The 18,098-nt window shown below is 60.5% G+C and carries 17 protein-coding genes; 12 read left to right on the forward strand and 5 right to left on the reverse strand.

The annotated features are described in order from the left end of the window. Positions 1-96 precede the first annotated feature (96 nt). Together JQ863_RS04665 and JQ863_RS04670 are read right to left on the reverse strand one after the other, a co-directional pair. Complete coding sequence (locus JQ863_RS04665; protein ID WP_204113153.1) at positions 97-447, reverse strand: cupin domain-containing protein; 351 nt, start codon at positions 445-447, stop codon at positions 97-99. Next, positions 444-1,226: an ion transporter gene (locus tag JQ863_RS04670; RefSeq protein ID WP_204113154.1), complete on the reverse strand. Its 783-nt coding sequence runs from the start codon at positions 1,224-1,226 to the stop codon at positions 444-446. Before JQ863_RS04670 ends, JQ863_RS04665 begins: the two co-directional genes overlap by 4 nt. A 223-nt stretch (positions 1,227-1,449) precedes the next feature. Here JQ863_RS04670 and JQ863_RS04675 point away from each other — a divergent pair, with 223 nt between their 5' ends. The 8 genes from JQ863_RS04675 (at position 1,450) to JQ863_RS04710 (ending at position 9,552) form a co-directional block, all read left to right on the forward strand. Continuing rightward, positions 1,450-2,526 carry a coiled-coil domain-containing protein gene (locus JQ863_RS04675; RefSeq protein WP_204113155.1) on the forward strand — a complete coding sequence of 359 codons (1,077 nt, stop codon included), beginning with the start codon at positions 1,450-1,452 and terminating at the stop codon, positions 2,524-2,526. Positions 2,527-2,648: 122 nt separating this feature from the next. After that, positions 2,649-3,773 carry a hypothetical protein gene (locus JQ863_RS04680; protein ID WP_204113156.1) on the forward strand — a complete coding sequence of 375 codons (1,125 nt, stop codon included), beginning with the start codon at positions 2,649-2,651 and terminating at the stop codon, positions 3,771-3,773. A 75-nt stretch (positions 3,774-3,848) separates the two neighbouring features. Then, entirely contained in the window at positions 3,849-5,783 is a 1,935-nt protein-coding gene (locus tag JQ863_RS04685; RefSeq protein WP_204113157.1) for an AAA family ATPase, read from the forward strand. A 95-nt stretch (positions 5,784-5,878) separates the two neighbouring features. After that, the gene (locus JQ863_RS04690) at positions 5,879-6,493 is read left to right on the forward strand and encodes a hypothetical protein (protein ID WP_204113158.1); all 615 of its coding nucleotides are present in this window, start codon (positions 5,879-5,881) and stop codon (positions 6,491-6,493) included. Positions 6,494-6,611: 118 nt separating this feature from the next. Continuing rightward, positions 6,612-7,955: a DUF6638 family protein gene (locus tag JQ863_RS04695; RefSeq protein WP_204113159.1), complete on the forward strand. Its 1,344-nt coding sequence runs from the start codon at positions 6,612-6,614 to the stop codon at positions 7,953-7,955. A gap of 3 nt (positions 7,956-7,958) precedes the next feature. Continuing rightward, a complete protein-coding gene (locus tag JQ863_RS04700) occupies positions 7,959-8,225 on the forward strand; it encodes a hypothetical protein (RefSeq protein WP_204113160.1) in 267 nt (88 codons plus the stop codon). 11 nt (positions 8,226-8,236) lie between these two features. After that, positions 8,237-8,890, forward strand: a complete 654-nt coding sequence (locus JQ863_RS04705; protein ID WP_204113161.1) for a DUF1523 family protein — start codon at positions 8,237-8,239, stop codon at positions 8,888-8,890. After that, positions 8,887-9,552 (forward strand): hypothetical protein, encoded by a 666-nt coding sequence (locus JQ863_RS04710; RefSeq protein WP_204113162.1) that lies wholly within the window; start codon positions 8,887-8,889, stop codon positions 9,550-9,552. The genes JQ863_RS04705 and JQ863_RS04710 overlap by 4 nt, the downstream gene beginning before the upstream one ends. Before the next feature lie 51 nt (positions 9,553-9,603). On the opposite strand, the gene JQ863_RS04715 is transcribed toward JQ863_RS04710, so the two are convergent. The 3 genes from JQ863_RS04715 to JQ863_RS04725 form a co-directional block, all read right to left on the reverse strand. Continuing rightward, a complete protein-coding gene (locus tag JQ863_RS04715) occupies positions 9,604-9,849 on the reverse strand; it encodes a DUF2798 domain-containing protein (RefSeq protein WP_420826221.1) in 246 nt (81 codons plus the stop codon). 66 nt (positions 9,850-9,915) lie between these two features. Continuing rightward, on the reverse strand, positions 9,916-10,665 hold the full coding sequence (locus JQ863_RS04720) for a hydroxypyruvate isomerase family protein (RefSeq protein ID WP_239113209.1): 750 nt from the start codon (positions 10,663-10,665) through the stop codon (positions 9,916-9,918). A gap of 111 nt (positions 10,666-10,776) precedes the next feature. After that, on the reverse strand, positions 10,777-11,367 hold the full coding sequence (locus JQ863_RS04725; RefSeq protein WP_204113163.1) for a DUF1285 domain-containing protein: 591 nt from the start codon (positions 11,365-11,367) through the stop codon (positions 10,777-10,779). A gap of 66 nt (positions 11,368-11,433) precedes the next feature. Between JQ863_RS04725 and JQ863_RS04730 the strand changes: the two genes are divergently transcribed. Genes JQ863_RS04730 through JQ863_RS04745 form a run of 4 tightly spaced genes read left to right on the forward strand, consistent with a single transcriptional unit; the run spans position 11,434 to position 18,093 of the window. Continuing rightward, the gene (locus JQ863_RS04730) at positions 11,434-12,441 is read left to right on the forward strand and encodes an AAA family ATPase (RefSeq protein ID WP_204113164.1); all 1,008 of its coding nucleotides are present in this window, start codon (positions 11,434-11,436) and stop codon (positions 12,439-12,441) included. Continuing rightward, positions 12,438-13,310, forward strand: a complete 873-nt coding sequence (locus JQ863_RS04735; protein WP_204113165.1) for a DUF58 domain-containing protein — start codon at positions 12,438-12,440, stop codon at positions 13,308-13,310. Before JQ863_RS04730 ends, JQ863_RS04735 begins: the two co-directional genes overlap by 4 nt. Further along, entirely contained in the window at positions 13,310-16,054 is a 2,745-nt protein-coding gene (locus tag JQ863_RS04740; RefSeq protein WP_204113166.1) for a DUF4159 domain-containing protein, read from the forward strand. The genes JQ863_RS04735 and JQ863_RS04740 overlap by 1 nt, the downstream gene beginning before the upstream one ends. After that, positions 16,051-18,093 carry a glutamine amidotransferase gene (locus tag JQ863_RS04745; RefSeq protein ID WP_204113167.1) on the forward strand — a complete coding sequence of 681 codons (2,043 nt, stop codon included), beginning with the start codon at positions 16,051-16,053 and terminating at the stop codon, positions 18,091-18,093. The genes JQ863_RS04740 and JQ863_RS04745 overlap by 4 nt, the downstream gene beginning before the upstream one ends. Positions 18,094-18,098: the final 5 nt, after the last annotated feature.

Here is an 18,098-nt window from a genome sequence, read left to right on the forward strand (position 1 = left end):
CGAAAATACCCAAAGCCTGGACGCGCAGCGTCCGGGCCACGCCCAAATCGGTGTGCTGGCAGCTTTGCTGCATGCAGACCGGGCGGGAGTGCCGCGTCAAAGGCGGATCACGTAATCCTTGGTTGTGGTCTCGACAACTTCCCAAGTGCCGGCAAACCCGGGGCGCAGAATATGGGCATCTCCGGCCTTCAATGTCACCGAAGACCCGTCGTCACCTGTCAGGACAGAGACACCGTCGAGGATGCGGAAATACTCCCACTCGTCGTAGATCACACGCCATTTACCGGGGGTCGAACGCCATATTCCGGCATAAAGGCCGTCGCGCTCTTCCAGGTTCCAGGTGGTGAAGACCGGGTTCCCTGCGATCAGGCGGTCGGGGGCGGGACTGTCGGTTTCGCCTTCGCCAGAGATAGTAACAGGCAGGGACAGCTTCTGGGCATCGGTCATTTCTTCACCTCTTTCTGAATTTCGGCGATCCGTGCGTCCATCGCTTCAAGGCGGTGCAACACCTCGTCCCGGTAATTGTCGGTCTTGATCACGTCTTCTTCGTGGTGGGCGTCCTGCATCGAGTTCACGATCAGGCCGACCACAAGGTTCACCACCGCGAAAGTGGTGATCAGGATGAATGGCACGAAAAAGACCCAGGCAAAGGGATGCACTTCCATGACCGGGCGTACGATGCCCATCGACCAGCTTTCCAGCGTCATGATCTGGAACAGGGTATAGGCCGACATGCCAAGGTCGCCGAACCATTGCGGGAAAGTGTCCGAAAACAGTTTTGTCGCCATCACTGCGCCGACATAAAAAATCATCGCCATTAACAGGAAAACAGAAGCCATGCCGGGCAGGGCCGAGATAAAGCCCTCGACCACCCTTCGCAGTCGTGGCGCGACCGAAACCACGCGAAGAACCCGCAACACCCGCAGGGTTCGCAGGACCGAGATGCCCGAGCCCGACGGGATCAGCGCGACCCCCACCACGATCAAATCGAACAGACCCCAGCCAGATTGGAAGAACCGCCAGCCGCGGGCATAGATTTTGGCTACGATCTCGACCACGAAAATGGCAAGGCAGATCGTGTCCAGCGTGACGATCAGCGGACCGGCGGCAGCCATGATGCTGGGCGATGTTTCCAGTCCCAGCAGCATGGCGTTGAAGATGATCACTCCGAGGATGACACGTTGGGTCAGATCACGGTCGAGAAAGGCTTCCAGTTGGGCACGCATGTTGGTTTTCCTTTAGGTCCACGGCGATATGCGCCCTGACGGATTGCCCTGCAAGAGGGCAGTATGCAAATCCCCTCAATTGCGGCGCGGTTCCCCCTTTTCAACTCTGTGTGGTTTTGCAACAGTTTATGCGATTGATGCGACTCCCCGATGTAAATGGGCATTACATTGCCCATATCGGTCTCATGTCGCGGCATAGGATTGATTGCACAGGGAGAGTTTGATGGCCGATTTTGACGCGCAGGTGCGCGAGTCGCAGGAGCAGGTTGCCTCGGCACAGGCAAAGATTGCCGAACTGACCAGCCGGATCGAAACCGCACGGTCCAAACTGAGAAGCGGTGACGACATCTCGATCGATATCGAGAATGCGACGCTCGAGGACGTCCACGCCCATACCGACGTGATGAATGCCAATATCGCAGAGCTGATCATGGGGTTGGACGACGTGACGGCAGCATTTTCCAAGGATTTCAGTGAGATGCGCGACAAGACGGGATGGGAGTCCTTTGTTGGCATCTTCAGCCGTGCCAAATCAGAATCGTTGCGCCAGGATCGGATCCGCACCGCGAATATCGACGACAAGCTGCAGGACCTGATCTCGAAATCCGATGTCATCACCAAACTTCTGGAAGGCCAGCTTGAGGTGCTGAATGACCAGAAGGAGCGGGTCGAGGCCAACCTGACCGAGACGCTGGACGACCGCGAGGTGACGGTGGGTGAGCTTGAAGCGTTGCGGGACGAGATCAAGGGAATGGACCCGAAGATCATCGAACTGGAAAACAAGATTTCAGTTGAGCAGGACGCGGCTGCTCGGACCACGCTCGAATCGGAACTGGCGGCGCTGAATGCGAAATACAATGAGCTGGTGCAGCAAGAGCAGGTGAAGCTGGCGAAATCGCAGACGCTGGAGCGCTATATAGAAAAGGGCAAGACCTGGATCGACAGTTTGCAGAACCAGGCGGCGACGCAGATGGTGCTGATCAACAAGCTTCAGACGGACACCAAGCAGCGCGTGGTGCTTTATGATGCGTTGACCAAATCGCTGAAGACCGCGCAGCAGCAGGATGTCGCCCACCGTATCAACGAGATCGGAGTTGAGACCGACAAGGAAGCCCAGGCGTCCATGGCTGCCATCGGCACTGCCACCAATCAGCGCATGGCCGACATGATGGAAGCGCACGAAGGCCACATGGTCTTTGCCCGCGAAGTGCTTGAAGCCAAGGCGAAGGCCGACGAACGTTTTGCCCGCCGCTTCGAGAAGATCGTCGAGAAACACGACAAGAACCTTTATGGGGCGTAATCTTTTGACGAAAAGCGCGATAGCCAAGGGATCGCGCCCGGAACCGAAGGTGAGCGTATCGTGCCCGCCCTTCGGGGCGGGGATGGGCGTGATCCGGATCGCAGGCGGTCCGAGGGCCGATGATGGCTGACCACACTCCCAACAAGGACCATGCCGCGCTGACCGACACTTTCGCGTCACGCCGCTATTTCCGCAAGTTCGAGGTTATCACCGACCACCTGACCCGCGTAGCGGCGACCATGCAGGCCGAGGATCGGCTGACCGAGGAAGAGGCCGAGGTCATCACCCGCTATCTTGTGGCGATCAACTACACTTTTCACGCGCTGAGCATGAAATACCTGCTGGTTGGGCGGGATACGGGCCGGTTTTTCGGTTCGCTCCAGATGGACACGGTCGAAAGCGGGTTCCCCGTCTTCAACGAAATCCTGATGATGGCCAATGACGCGCAGCAGGCCGAAAGCCACCTGCGCAACATGCCCTCTGTTGACGCTCTCAAGGACGAAATGGTTCGTCAGATCGTTGGCGACCGAGAAATCCCGACCAAGCTGCAATTCGCACTGTCGCAGCGGCTCTATTACGAAGAATTGATGCGCGGCAGCCTGTTCTGGGCGCAGAACCACCCGGTTGCCATCTGGCTGTCCGGGGTCGAGGATCGTCGCCGCTATCTTGTGCATTGGGCTGTCTATGACAGCCAGATCAACCTGCCCACCATCTACTTGATGGAGGTTGAGGACACTGGACGAACGGCACTGGCCAAGGATGAAAAACGCTGGCCCGAGGCGCAGGCCCATCTGATGGCGCAAAGCTTGGGGGGGCTGAAGCTGATTACCATCGCCAAGGGGTTTGATGAAACCTTTGACGACCTGCACCCCAAACGCCTGCGCCGTATCCACATCGGTCCGATGTATTCCCATGAATACACCTCTCAATCCGGGCCGCTGCGCGAGGTCCTGGCCACCGCTCGCGCGCCTGAGGGCGAAGATTGGGCCCTTGCCTGGACCGTCGAGGACCTGATTAGCGAGAAGGTGATCGAGGAACGCTCGGGCTGGTTCGGCACGGTCGAGCGTGAGGTTTTCGCGTTGGACCCGTTTGGCGGACGCGGCGTGGATACCGGGGCGACGCGGATGGAGCGGTCGATCATCCTGCCGCAACGCCCGTTCCAGACACTGGAAGAACTGAACCCGCCGGGGTTTGGCGCCGTGCAGAAGTTTGTCGTCAGTCCGCAGGGGCGGGTGTTGAGCTATTGAGTGGCTCACCGGAATGGCCCTTGGGGCCATGCCTGCGGCACGAGTATTTGAACAAGAAAGAAAGTTGAGAACCAGATGAGCTTGCCAATCGACCAGATGGAATTGCGTGAAGAAGATATCCGCAAGCACTACCCGGCGGCGGTTGCGATGCTCGACGGGTTCGACCACACGCCAAGGATTGCCAAGGGCCGCGAGATGGCGGCGCCCGAGCGGTCATCCGGATTGGCCACGCGGCGGCGGTTCCGATCGACGACGCCGGGGCTGGTGACACGCTCGACCGCGCGTCCCGAAGGGGTGCATCTGGTCGACCGGATCGAAGGCGCGGATGGCGATGACCCGCTGGTCAGCCCGGCACAGGCGAATGTGATGCACGGGTTGCGCCGTGCGCTTGCAATTGCGCTGGCGATGGGAGAGCAGTTTGCCGAGGCTACCGGGCTGTCCGATCTGAAGCGCGCCAATCTTGCCGGGTCGCTGGGTGACGACAAGCGCGCGACGTTTTCCGAGTTGCTGACTGCCGAGGCGCTGGTGGTTCTCTATGTCTTTGGCAATGCTACGGCATTTCTTCTGGCCGCGCATCAGGGCGAGGACAGCGTTGAGGTGGGAGAGGTCGAAGAGGTTTTGACCGACAATGCCCAGCTTGCCCTGCATGGAGTGCTTTGGGAACTGGATCAGGACATTGCGGCGCTGGCGACGGATGATGGCAAGCTGGTGTCCTGTGTCTGTGCCTTTGCCGAACAGGTGATGGAAAAGGTCGCCCTGCGTGCCCAGACCGCCGGGCGGCTTGAGGCCTTTGCCAGCGCAAGCTGGCGGGTCGAGGCGGACGATCTGACGCTTCAGGGGTTCACCCCGGCGCGCGCCGCCAAGGGCTCGACCCTGACAATGACCTTCAAGAAGCCGAACGAGGTGGTCGGCAACCACATCGCCAAATATCAGGCCATGAAGCTTTCAAAGATGCTGATGGCCTATGATTTCGACCGGCGGCTGAACCCGTTTGCGGAACTGGGGGGCTTCATCTTTACCTTCATGGGCGACGGCAAGCCGGGGACGGGCAAGACGACGCTGATCCAGATGATGGCGGGGCTGATCAACGACTATTGTCAAGTCGCGGGCTATCCATTCCGCTATCAGAACCTGTCGACGGATAATATCGACAGCTATCAGGGCAAGTCGGGCCAGAATGCCAAGGCGTTCATCAACAGCATCATCGATCCCATGGTGATCGGTTTTGGCACCATCGACGATATCGACCAGCTGGCAGGCAAGCGAGGGGATCGGCAGTCTTCGGCGGGGCAGCTGGAGATTACGGCGGTGCTGATGGAGAGCTTTGCCGGGGCCAATACGGTTGTGCGCGGGAATTGCACCTTCGGCATGTTCTCGAACTATCCCGAAAACGTCGACGATGCCCTGCGCCAGCGGGCCGGGGCGCGGTTCCTGGTCGACGGGCCACAGACGCGAGAGGACTATATCGACATCCTTGCGCTGTTGATGGGCAAGAACCATTCGATCCCGTTGGGAGAACATGATCTGTTCGAGGCGCAGGCGATCCAGAAGGCGGTGGCGGCGTCGTTTGAAAGCCACTCGCGCCCGCATGAAGAGGGGTTGATGAAGGTCTTTGACAGGGTGCATTCCTCGGTCGGTGAGCTGGATACCATCGCCAAGATGGGCACCTATCTGAAGGCCATTCAGGAGGCGGATGAACGGTTCACAGGCCGCGCGATCAAGAACATCACGGATGCGGTCAAGGTCCGCGCGATGGACTTTGAACTGCCCGACGAATGGATGGAAAACCCTGACCTGTTCCTGTTCAAGGACTATGACACCAAACGTGACATGATCGCCGAGTTGCGCGTGCCGATCACCACGGACATGGTGATCCAGGAAATCAACCGCTACGCCGATAGCGAGTTCCGCTATGCCGATAAGTCGGACGAGGTCGCGATTGAGGCGATGGTGCGGGACTTTGGCCGTCAGGAAGAGGCGAAGAAGCGGTATTTGGAGGGGAAGGGGTGAATTCGGTTCCTCTTTGGGCTACTGGGCCTGCGGAAATTCTTGGACATGCATTCGAATTGTTGGAGGTGGACTCCGACAGCAAAAGGCGACTTGCAATGATATGCATCGACAATGCTGTTGAGTTGGCGATGCAAACATACATTTCTTTGCCAAAGCGACTAACTGGAGTGGAGGTTAGTAGACGTCAGAGAGACGATATCTGTTCGAGTTTCGTTTCATTGCTTGATGGTTTGGAAGAGCACGCTTCTGAGCGGTTGGTTGGCATCAATCTAGGTGAGGTAGAGTGGTTCCATAGGTTGCGGAACGAGCTTTATCATCAAGGAAATGGCTTGACTGTTGAAAGAGCGAAAGCAGAGGCCTATTCACAGATAGCTTTGGAGATGTACCGAGCGTTGTTCGGGGTGACACTGGTATTCAAGCAAACCTCCTCAGCTTTGAGGTTAGGTGCATTTTTGGAAAAATGGATTGAGCTTGAAAAGCTTGTTTCTGGTGACGGAGGCTCAACCAAAAGAGACTTCAATAGGCGCGCTTTGGCCATTTTGTCGTCGCGACAAGGCTACGAGTCCAAAGACTACGATGAGTACTCGCAACTTCGGTCACTTAGAAACACGGTTGTTCACGGCGGCAGAGACCCAGAAGAGGCCATTTCTGACGAAGTTTTTGCGCGAATGGATAGGTTGTTAGAGAAGATCAGGGATTTGTCCACATGACCAACGACCTATCCCCCGGCGCAGCCGCGATGCGCCCGACCCGCCCCACAGGGCGGGCGCATTCTGCACTCACCCTCGGGCCGGGTGCGTCGCTGGCCTTTGGCGAACGGAGGGATAAATGCACCGATTAATCCAACGCGGCCTGATGTTCGGCAACCTAGTCGAGGTGTCCTCGCCCGCCTTGGTCGAGCGGTATAACCGTGCGCTGAAACATCTGACCGGCAAGACCACCAGCCTCACCGATTTTCACATCGACATCTCGGGCTATTCGCCTGAGATCGGGGATGAGTTGGACGATCACCTTTACCTCAACCACGGCGGTTGCAACCGGCAGTTCATCCTGCTCACGACCGAGCAGAAGACCGCGCCGCTGCTCAACGTTCAATTCTCGACCAGCCGCGACATTCTGAAATCCTTCATCACCCGCAACGAACCCCAGCTTTTTGCGCTGACCGCGCGGGATGCGGTGGCGGGTGAGCTTGTGAACTCGGTCTATTCGGTCGCCGATCCCGTGCGCCTGTTCGATATCCGCAAGATCCGGGTCGAGGCGGATACCACCACGGGCACGGTGCAGAATGCTGAAAAACTGGGACGGATGGTCGACCGCTTCAAACAGGAAGAGGACGCCTGGTTCGATGACGTGCTGATTGCCGACATGATCTCGGTCGCCAAGGAGACGGGCGATGTGACACGCAACCCAGTGCGGCTTGAGCAAATGGAGTTCGCTCAGGCTAATTTCTGGACCGCGCATTTCGGCGGGCTTTACATTTTCAAAGAGGTCGACCATCCCGCCGTGATCGCAATGAGCGGCAAACAGGGGCTTGAGGACCTGCCGATCAAGTACGTCTTTGACCCAACCGACCGGAACCGCATTGCCAAGTTCTTCGACTATGACAAGCTGGTCGAGCCGATCGTGAAAGCACGCGGCATCGATGCCGCCGCGATCCTGCGCCAGAAGATGGATTTCATCGTGGTGGATGCGGCGCAGGATGCCGGGGTCGACCTGACCGGCGCCACCCGGCGCGATATCCGCGCGCTGGCGCGGGCCCATGCCGACGACCTGCCGGAAGAGTTTCACGCCCTGCGCGCACTGGTGAACTGGGCCGAGGATGACGGGCCGTGGCCGCGCATCACCAGCGATCACCCGGCCTATTTCTATACGCTGCGGGCGGCGGATACGCCGGATGCGGCGCTGGTCAATATGCTGTTGGCGGAACTGGCACCCAAGGATGTGCGACAGCTGTTCATCTGTCACAAGGAAGCGTTCTATCGCGCGTATCGCACCTGGTCGGACACCAAGCGGTCCTATGTTGCCGATTTCCTGACCCGCGAATACCAGGTCGACAAGGCAGGTGCGCGCGCCGCGCTTTTCGGCCATGATGCCCCCATGCAGGAACCGCCCCCGCCGCCCCGTGACGATTTGATCGCGCGGGTCGGACCTTGGGGTGCGGTAAGGAGATAGGCGATGCTGGGACTGTTGCGACTGATCTTTTTCGGGTTCATCTTCCTGACGATCGTCTATGTGATCGTATCGGCCTGGTCACGCTCGGTTAGGCGGGGCAAGCTGAAGACGTGGTGGGAGGAAGAAGGCAGGCCCGGCGACCTTGAGACCTATGTCGAGCAAGGTCTGAAGGAATATGATGGATCGCTTCGGCGAAAGCTGATCTGGGGGGTCTATATCGTGCCGACAGTTCTGGTCGTCACCATCGTCTATGTGACGAATTTCATGTAAGGGGGCCGGAAATGGTCTATGTCAAATGGGGATTTCGCATCCTGTTCTGGGTGCTGATCGCCGCGTTTTTCCATTACACGCTGCCGCAGTATGACGTGGTTCGGATCGCCGACACCTATGAAAAACGGGTCGATTTCGGCGAGAACTCGATCTTCTGGGCGCGCGAACATGCAGGCGAGGCGACCGGGACGATCAACCGCGACGTCTTTTTCATCCAGACGTTTCGCGCGAACGAACGGCCCATGGTCTATCGCAACGAGGACACCGGTTGGAGCTGGCCGCCCTATTTCAAATTTGACACGTCGAACCTGCAGGCCAAGGCGACGGACCTCAAATCGACCAAGGAGAACCCGAAGTGGGTGGCCGTGAAACACTATGGCTGGCGTAACGAGTTCATGTCGATCTATCCTAATGCCACCAATGTCTGGCAGGTCGAGGGGCCGGATGTCCTGATTATCCCCTGGATTTCAATTGGTATCCTGATCGTTTTCTTTGCCGTTTTCTGGGCGGTCTGGGTGCGCTGGAAGCGTTTCCGCGCGCGCCGGATCGATCCTGTGCTTCAGGACGTCGGTGACAGCTTCGACGCGGCCGGCGACAACCTTGCCGACAAGCGCAACCGCTTTGCGCGCTGGCTGGACACGTGGCGGGAAAAACCAAGGAAATGAAGGCATCATCCCTGGCATTGGCGCTGCTGGCCACGACTTCTGTTGAGGCAGGCCAGTGGGACATTACGCTTGCGCCATACCTTTGGCTCGAGATGCCGTCTGCCAAGACCGTTCTGGCCGAGTCCGGCAGCGATGTCCGGCTTCAGACGGTGACACAGCTTGAGGCCGTTGCATCGAACGGAGACTGGTCGCTGGTTGGAGACATCAACTATTTGCGGGCGGTCGACCAGGTATTTGGCGCGTCAGAGCTTGAAGTCACAGGGGCAAGTGCGGCTGTCGGTGTTCTGAGGGAAATCTCCAATGGCCCGATGCATGTGATGACAGCCGGAATCGGGCTGCGCCACTTTGATCTTGCCATCAAGCTACGCACCCCATCGGGGAACCTGCGCGCCGACAAGCTGCTTCTCACGCCGTTTATTGGCGTTCGAGGGCGGTACGATCTGGGCAAACACATGTCGGTCGAAGGATCTCTTGGGATTGGCGGTCTGGGTCGAGGTGCCGATTTCTATTCGGACCTGCGCGCGGGTGTCGGATTCAAAACCGGCAGGTCGTCATCGGTCCAACTGGGCTATCGGCATGTATTCGTGGATCTCGACAAAAGCACGTTTGTTTCGTCCTTCACCCTAGAAGGTCCGTATGTGGCCTATGTCCACAAGTTCTGAGGCCGGGAGGCGCGGACTGGTGGCCCGCATCGAACCCGGCGAACTTGTGTTTCAAATCGTCAAGCGCGCAACCAGCCTGCGCGCGAGCGGTGCGACGAACAGGATCACGGGAAAGGCGACAGCCCAGCTGGATACCCACCCCGACATCCATGTGCCGACAAAACCGTCAACCAGCCCGACCGCCTTCATGGTGGCAATGCACGAGACAATGCAGGACATCAGCCCTGAGACGATAAATCCAAACAGGACAGGGGCAAATTTGGCCGGGAACATGTAATACCTCTTGGCATGTTTCATCGATTGGATGTCGATACACATGCTGACTTTGGAATGAATGTCCAGCTGCCAGAAGGCCGCATCCTGTCAGCGCGGCAACCAGCCCAGCCCGGCCTCGGTCGACTTGGCGGGGCGATACTCGGCGCTGACCCAGCCCCGGTACCCGTCCTGGTCAATCTTTGCGAAGAAACCAGGATAGTCGATCTCTCCCCCGACGGGTTCGTGCCGGCCGGGTGCGCCGGCGATCTGGATGTGACCCACAAGAGACTTGTGCTTTTCCCATGTGCCCATCACGTCGCCCGTAATCATAAAGGCATGATAGGCATCGAATTGAAGCGCCAGGTTCGGGGCCGAGATCTCGGTAATGATCTCGGCGGCAAGATCAAAGTCGGACAGGAAATAGCCGGGCATATCCGTCCGGTTGATTGGCTCGATGGTCAGCCGCTGTTTTGGCGCGTGTTCGACCGCCCAGTTCAGGTTATCGATCATGGTTTGGCGAGCCTCGGGCCCATCGGCAGCGCCGGACATGATATGCACCATTTCAGCGCCCAGAACCTCGGCATAGCGCAGGGCCCGCTTCAGATCGTGGCGGAACCGTTCCTGCCCTCCTGGCGTTGCGGCAAACCCACGCTCGCCCCCTGCCCAGTTCGGGGGCGGTGTGTTGATCAGCGCCAGCGTCAAGTTTGTCCTGTTCAATTCGTGCAGGATGTCCTTGGCGGCAATGTCATAGGGAAACAGAACCTCTACGCCCGTAAAACCCGCATCTGCGGCAGCTTGAAAACGGTCGAGAAACGGAAGCTCTTGGAAGAGCATCGACAAGTTTGCAACAAAACGCATGATTACCTCACATTCCTGTGATGTCTTGCCGCAGACTCCGACGTCGTGCAAGTGGGCAAACTCATCCCAAGGTGCCCAGATTGTTGCTGATTTGGTGACAGTTTGTTTACGTCAGGGCATTTCGCTGGATGGGATCACTTGGAAAAAGGCTCCGCTGGACCACAGGCCGAACCAGCTTTTGCCGTCAATTTCGTGATGGCTGCCGATCTCGACCAGACGATAAAAGCTTTTGCGGTCTATCAGGGCTTCCAGGTTGGTCCGTACCAACACATAGGGCGATGGTTCCCCGGTCTCAGGGTCGCGTTCGACCCGGATCGGATTGGCTGGACCGGCCGTGGTGAAGTCCCCGACATGGGTCTCAAAGGTCAGCACCTGATCCTGCCCAGAGCCTGTCACGTCAAAATCAACAGCCACGAAAGGAGCGTCGTCGACAGTTATCCCGACTTTTTCGACCGGGGTGACAAGGAAATACTTGTCGCCGTCCTTACGCAATATGGAGGAAAACAGCCTGACGAGTTCCTTCCGGCCGATCGGGGTGCCGAGGTAAAACCAGGTGCCGTCCCGTGCGATGCGCATGTCCAGATCGCCGCAGAATGGCGGGTTCCACAGATGTACCGGTGGCAATCCCTTACCCTTGGTCGCGGCTTTGGCAGCGGCGGCGATGCCGTCGGCGGTCGGTTTCACGGGAATTTGTCCGCTCATATCTTTTGCCATTTCCCTCGCGCACGATAGACTCTCAACAAGCTAGGTCGAAACAGGAGAAATGTCATGGCCGAACACGCCGAACTGATCGACGAGATCGAGGCATTGGGCGAAAAACTGGTTGCGGCCAAGTCCGCGATCACCCGGCGATTCATCGGTCAGGAACGGGTGGTGGACCTGACACTGTCCGCGCTTCTGTGCGGCGGCCATGGCCTGCTTGTCGGGTTGCCGGGTCTGGGCAAGACCCGGCTGGTCGAGACCTTGTCGACGGTGATGGGCCTTGATGCAAACCGCGTTCAGTTCACGCCCGACCTGATGCCGGCTGACATTCTTGGGTCGGAGGTTTTGGAGAAAGGCAAAGGCGGAACGCGCGAGTTCCGATTCGTGCCGGGCCCGATATTCTGCCAGCTCCTGATGGCGGATGAGATCAACCGTGCCAGCCCGCGGACTCAGTCTGCTCTTTTGCAGGCGATGCAGGAAAAGAAAGTTACCGTTGCCGGACAGGACCGCCCGCTGTCGGCGCCGTTCCACGTTCTGGCGACCCAGAACCCGATTGAACAGGAAGGCACATACCCATTGCCCGAGGCGCAGCTTGACCGCTTTCTGGTGCAGATCGATGTGCCCTATCCGACCCGCGACACCGAACGTGATATTCTGCTTGCCACCACCGGCGCCGACGAGGACGAGGCGCATCAGGTGTTCACCGGTGAAGAGCTGATTGCGGCCCAACAGCTGCTGCGCCGCATGCCCGTGGGCGAAGCGGTGATGGAGCGCATCCTCGACCTGGTCCGCGCGTTTCGCCCCGAGGACGACACCGCGACAGAGCAAGTGCGCGAGAAAATTGCCTGGGGGCCGGGCCCCCGTGCGGCGCAGGCCCTGATGATGACGGTAAGGGCGCAGGCGCTATTGCATGGCCGTCTGGCGCCATCGGCGCAAGATGTGATCGACATGGCGGCGCCTGTTCTTAGTCACCGTATGGCGTTGAACTTCGCTGCCCGTGCCCGTGGCGACACGCTGACCGGTCTGATCGACGAAACGCTTGCTCGACTGGACGGGTCCGAGGCGGCGGCGTGACACTTCCCACCCAACTCAGAACGCGGTCGGAAACCGAAGCTGCGCGCTTGCCGCCACTCCTGGCGCGGGCCGAGCATCTCGCGGGCACGGTCCTCTTGGGGGATCACGGGCGGCGGCGTTCGGGGTTGGGGGATGATTTCTGGCAATACCGCCCGGTGCGTCCCGGCGACTCCATGCGTATGGTGGATTGGCGGCGCTCGGCAAAGTCCGACGGGCAATTCGTGCGCGAACGCGAATGGCAGGTGGCGCAATCGGTGATGCTCTGGGTCGACCAGTCGGCGTCGATGGGGTTCGGATCGGTCAAGGGTGCTGACACGAAATGCGACCGCGCGCGCGTGATCGCGCTGGCGGTGTCTATTCTTCTGATCCGAGGCGGGGAACGAGTGGGCCTGACCGGAATCAGCCTTCCTCCGCGCCGGGGCGAGGGCCAGATTCTGCGCCTGACGGATCGGCTTTTGCAGCCGGAGGATGAGGACTATGGCTCACCCGAAGCGCGCGCCATGTTGCCCCACGCCCGCGCGGTGTTCCTGTCGGATTTCCTTGGCAAGACCGATGCAGTCGAGGCGGCGCTGACGAAAGCAGCGGACCGAGGGGTAAGGGGTGTCCTGATGCAGGTGCTTGATCCGGCCGAAGAAAGCTTCCCGTTCCGGGGGCGGGCGCTTTTTGAAAGCATGGGCGCGACGCTCAGGCACGAGACCAAGAAGGCCGATGACCTGAAGGCGCGTTACCTGGATCGCCTGGCCGAACGCAAGGCGCGGCTGACGCAGCTGGCGCGGGCTACGGGGTGGCAGTTTACGTCACATCGGACCGATGCCCCGGCGCAGGTCGCGTTGCAGTGGCTTTATCGCGCTTTGGAGCGGAGGGGCTGATGTTCGGACTTCCCATCGCCTTTTCAGCGCCCTGGCTGCTAACTGCACTGATTGCGTTGCCCGTGCTGTGGCTGATCCTGAGGGCAATCCCGCCTGCGCCGGTGCGCCGCCGGTTTCCCGGTGTTGCTTTGCTGTTGGGGCTTCAGGATGAAGATACCGTCACTGACCGTACCCCGTGGTGGCTGCTATTGTTGCGGATGATGACTGTGGCGGCGGTGATTGTCGGACTGGCCGGCCCGATCCTGAACCCTGATCCCGCAGGGGATGGCGATGGGCCGCTTCTGATCGTTTTTGATGGCGGCTGGGCGTCGGCGGATCAGTGGGATGCGCATGTCTCGGCGGCCGAGGCCGAGCTTGCCAAGGCCGCGCGTCAGGGGCGCGAGGCGGCGGTGATCAACCTTGCTGACCCCGTTGAGGTGCAGTTCCTGACTGCCGACATCTGGCGGACACGACTGGCGGGGCTGCAACCCCTACCGTGGCTACCACGGGCAGAACGCCTGGCAGAGGTGGCGGACGCGCTTGGAGACGGTGCAGTTGAAACTTTCTGGTTATCCTCGGGGCTTGAGTTTGCTGGCCGCAGCGACATTCTCGGTGACCTCAGATCGCGCGGTGTCGTGCGCGTTTTCCAGCCCGGCACAGGAGCAATTGCTCTGTTGCCACCCAAATTCGAAGACGGCCATATCCGCCTTGCCGCCGTCCGGGCCATGGCTGTGGGAGGTCGAGACGTCGGTTTGAATGCCATTGGTCGCGATCCGGGCGGGAATGAGACCGTGCTTGCCACGTCCCGGTTCGTGTTCGATGACGGTGCGGCCGAGGCCGGAGTTGACCTGGTACTTCCATCCGAACTGCGGGCGCGGATCACGCGGTTCGAACTTGCCGGCATCCGGTCTGCCGGGACAGTCGTTCTGGCCGATGACGCATTGCAAAGACGCGAGATCGCGCTGGTGGCAGGTCGGCAAGACCGTGAGGGGTTGCAACTGTTGTCGCCACTGCACTATCTGCGACAGGCGCTTGTGCCAACGGCGGATGTGATCGAGGGCCCGCTCGAAGATGTCCTGCTGGCGAACCCCCAGGTCATCGTTCTGGCCGATGTAGCTGTTTTGTCTGATGCGGAATCGGCAGCCCTTCTGGACTGGGCCGAAGCGGGTGGGCTGCTTTTGCGCTTCGCCGGGCCGAAGCTGGCCGCGTCGGGCGTCAGCCGCAAAGAAGAAGATCCCCTTATGCCGGTGCGTCTTCGGGCGGGTGGCCGCAGCGTCGGCGGAGCGATGTCCTGGGGCGAACCCAAGGCGCTGGCGCCCTTTGACGACAATGGCCCCTTTGCCGGACTTTCGGTGCCGGACGAAGTGCGCGTGACGGCACAGGTCATGGCGCAACCTGACCCGACACTGGCCGACCGGGTGATTGCGGCCCTGTCGGATGGCACGCCACTTGTCACCCGCAAGCCTCTTGGAGACGGGCAGGTGGTCCTGTTCCATGTCACAGCCAATGCGGAATGGTCTGGCCTGCCGCTGTCGGGGCTGTTTGTGCAGATGCTGGACCGCCTTGCTGCGCTTGGAATCGCCGATCGCACTAGCGCGGCGAACATGGAAGGCACCACCTGGCAGCCTCAGAAAGTACTGGACGGTTTTGGCGCACTGCAGGATGGCCAGTCGCTGGCGGGTGTGTCCGGCGAAAGCATTTTGGCGGGGCAGATCGGGCCACAACTGCGCCCGGGCCTCTATATCTCGGATGCGCAGCGGCTGGCCGTCAACGCCAATGGGCCGGATGCTGAACTTCGCCCGTTTGCATGGCCGGCCGATGTCCCTGTCGAAGGCAGCGCCGCGCCGCCCGCACGAGAACTGGGCGGGCTGATTCTGGGGCTCGCGCTGGCGCTGCTTTTGGCGGATATCGCCGCCTCGCTGTTGGTGTCGGGGCGATTGTGGGGCAGCCGGGTAGTGGCAGTACTGGCACTCGCCCTTGCCTTGCCGCCTTATCCTGCAGACGCACAAGAGGACACTGCCGTCGAGATCGCGGCCGAGGTTGTGTTTGGCCATGTGCTGACAGGGGATGGACAGGTCGACCAGGCCGCATTCCGTGGGCTTCAGGGGTTGTCACGCGTTCTGACGTTTCGCACGTCGATTGAACCTGCAACGCCGCGGGGCGTGGATTTGGAACGCGACGAGCTTGCACTTTACCCGTTGCTTTATTGGCCGATCTCACCTGATCAGCCGATCCCGTCGGACGAAGCCTATGCCCGGCTCAACACCTATCTGCGCTCGGGCGGCATGATCCTGTTTGATACACGCGACGCGGATGTGGCCGGGTTTGGCGCGGCCAGTCCGAACGGGCGCAAACTGCAGCGGCTGGCGCTGCCGCTGGACATTCCGGCGTTGGAACCCGTGCCCCAGGACCACGTTCTGACTCGCACGTTCTACCTGCTACAGGATTTTCCGGGTCGATATGCGGGCCGCGACCTGTGGGTCGAGGCCGCGCCACCCGATGCAGAACAGATCGAGGGGATGCCATTCCGCAACCTCAATGACGGCGTTTCGCCAGTGGTGATCGGCGGAAACGACTGGGCTGCGGCCTGGGCGATCGATGACAATGGTCGCTTTGTGTACCCTGTGGGTCACGGGCGCGGCGGAGAGCGGCAGCGCGAACTGGCCTATCGCTTCGGGGTCAATCTGGTGATGCATGTGCTGACGGGGAACTATAAATCCGACCAGGTGCATGTGCCTGCGCTTCTGGAAAGGCTGGGGCAATGACGGGTACGGTGATGTTCGACCCGATCCTGCCGCTTTGGACCATCGCGGTTCTGGCGGCGATGTCTGCGCTTGGGGTCGGCATCGCGCTTTGGCGCGGTTTGCCGGGCTGGTGGTTGCGTGGCTTGGCCGCCGCCGCAGTGATCGCCGCGCTTTGCGGGCCTGTCCTGCAACGGGAAAACCGTGCGCCGCTTTCGGACATAGTCCTGATGCTGGTGGATCAGAGCGCCAGTCAGCAGCTCGCGAGTCGCGCCACAGACACCGAGGCCGCGGCAACAGAGCTGGCCGCGCGTATTTCCGTGCGTCCCAACACCGAATTGCGCCGCATCGACATCGGCGATGGCGAGGGCGACACCGGCACCCTTGCCATGGCTGCGCTTGCCGAAGCCATGGCGCAGGAGCCGCGCGGACGTATTGCCGGGGTTTTTCTGATTTCTGACGGGCGGGTCCACGACATCGACCGCGCCCCGGACCTGCCGGCACCTTTGCACCTGTTGCACACCGGACGTGAACGCGACTGGGATCGTCGGCTCTTGGTCAAGAACGCGCCAGCCTTCGCCATACTGGGCGAGCCTGTGACTTTGACCCTGAGCATCGAGGACAGCGGGGCGGTACCCGCTGGCGCCGACCGTGCCACGCTTCTGGTGTCGGTCGACGGTGATGAGCCGGTGCGTTTCGAAGTGCCGACCGGAGAAGAAATTGACGTGCCCCTTTCCCTGAACCATGGCGGGCGCAATGTCATCGAGTTTTCGACCCCCGAGGCCGAAGGGGAACTGACCGACCGCAACAATTCCGCGCTGATCCAGATCAACGGGGTGCGCGACCGCCTGCGCGTGCTTCTGGTATCGGGCGAACCGCACCCCGGTGGGCGCACATGGCGCAACCTTCTGAAATCCGACGCCTCGGTCGATCTCGTACATTTCACTATCCTGCGCCCGCCCGAGAAACAGGACGGGGTGCCGGTGACGGAACTGTCGCTGATCGCTTTTCCGACCCGTGAACTGTTCATGGACAAGATCACAGATTTCGACCTGATTATCTTTGACCGCTACAAGCGGCGTGGCATCTTGCCGTCGCTGTATCTCGACAACGTTGTAAACTATGTGCGCGAGGGTGGGGCGCTGCTGGTTGCAGCGGGGCCGGATTTCGCCACTGCCGCAAGCATCTATCGCACGCCCCTGGCTGACATCTTGCCCGCCCGACCCACGGCTCGGATCGTGGCCGAGGGTTTTACCCCCAAAGTGTCTGAACTTGGCGAACGCCATCCGGTGACGTCGGGCTTGCCGGACGCCGGGTCCTGGGGGCGCTGGCTGCGCCAGATCGAGGTAGAGCCGCAGTCGGGTCACGTGGTTATGACCGGGGCCGAAGACCGTCCGTTGCTGATCCTTGACCGGGTGGACGAGGGGCGGGTGGCGCTTCTTGCTTCGGATCACGCCTGGCTCTGGGCGCGCGGGTTCGAAGGCGGTGGCCCGCAGCTGGAAATCCTGCGGCGGTTGGCACATTGGATGATGGCAGAGCCGGAACTGGAAGAAGACATGCTTTGGGCCGAACCGACCGGCCAGACGATGCGGATCATCCGGCGCACGCTGGACGACACGGTCGGAGACGTCACGGTGACTTCCCCTTCAGGGGCGGTGGTGAACCTGCCGATGAACGAGGTGTCGCCGGGGCACTACGAAACGGTTTTTGAAGGGGCCGAGATCGGTCTCTATCGGCTGGAGAATGGGGGCAAGACGGCGGTCATCGGCCTTGGGCCAGCCGCGCCGCGCGAGTTTGAACAGACCATTGCCACGGATGAAATTGTAAAGCCGGTTCTCGCGTCCATGCGCGGTGGCGCGGTCGCACTTGAGGACGGGTTGCCGCGTCTGCGTGACGTGCGCGAAGGGCGGCCGGCGGCGGGACGGGGGTGGCTGGGTCTGACTCCGCGCGGCGCTTATGAAACGCTGGACGTTGTCCGAACCCCATTGTTACCTGCCTGGGTGGTCCTGCTGATCGTGGCCGGGCTGATCACCGCGGGTTGGATGCGCGAAGGGCGGCGCTAAGCCGC

Origin of the sequence: Shimia biformata (assembly GCF_016888515.1) — a bacterium.
In the GTDB taxonomy this organism is placed as follows: Bacteria; Pseudomonadota; Alphaproteobacteria; order Rhodobacterales; family Rhodobacteraceae; genus Shimia_A; species Shimia_A biformata.